2 protein-coding genes are annotated in these 625 nt (G+C 24.3%); both read right to left on the bottom strand.

Annotated features, from left to right (window positions below):
- Positions 1–93: 93 nt before the first annotated feature.
- A complete protein-coding gene (locus L988_RS11410; protein ID WP_052191836.1) occupies positions 94–273 on the bottom strand; it encodes a hypothetical protein in 180 nt (59 codons plus the stop codon).
- A gap of 68 nt (positions 274–341) precedes the next feature.
- The gene (locus tag L988_RS11405; protein ID WP_047384384.1) at positions 342–581 is read right to left on the bottom strand and encodes a hypothetical protein; all 240 of its coding nucleotides are present in this window, start codon (positions 579–581) and stop codon (positions 342–344) included.
- Between the last annotated feature and the right edge of the window lie 44 nt (positions 582–625).

The following is a 625-nucleotide window of genomic DNA, read 5'->3' as shown; positions in this document are numbered from 1 at the left end:
TTATACAATATATGTTATACTAATTTTGCTATAGTGTTTTTATAAAACACTCATTACCATTTTTGCTTTCATTTTGGAGGTGAAGATGGTTTTTTATTTTGTAGCTTTTTTTAAAATTATTTCTTTAGTTTCAGGAACAAATTTTATCACTATCTCTTTATCTTCTTCAGTAATTCCTATTTCTCTAATCCACTCAATAGGAATACTTACTTTTGGTGTAATGTGTCCTGTCCCTGATTTTGAAAAAGCTACTTTTTTAACTATTTCCTCCACCATTTCCTCCTTCCACTCGACCGAGTACGTAAATTATAACATTTGCACTCGACCGAGTCAAGAGTTTTTTATATTTTATATTCTAAATTTTTTATTTCTCTTTTCTTTACTTTGATTTCTAATGATATTTTTGTTAATGTGCTTATAACTTTTATATATATTTCTTTTCCCCTTATTTGAAATATATTGATTTTTAATTTTTCATTTTCTTTTAAAAAGCCTTTAATTAAGTACTTATTTTTTAAAAGTTTAATTGCATAACTTCTTTTAAAAATATCTTTGTATGATTTTCTCTTTATTTTTCTCATTTTCTAGTTCTTTGTTTATCATTTTATGTTGAAAAAAAACCCAT

The sequence above is a fragment of the Cetobacterium sp. ZWU0022 genome (assembly GCF_000800875.1).
Taxonomy (GTDB): domain Bacteria; phylum Fusobacteriota; class Fusobacteriia; order Fusobacteriales; family Fusobacteriaceae; genus Cetobacterium_A.
This window is presented reverse-complemented; position numbering and strand designations above follow the sequence as displayed.

Bases quoted from the DNA above. Each gene is read 5' to 3' on its own strand.
- L988_RS11405 (WP_047384384.1), bottom strand. From the start codon at position 581: ATGAGAAAAATAAAGAGAAAATCATACAAAGATATTTTTAAAAGAAGT.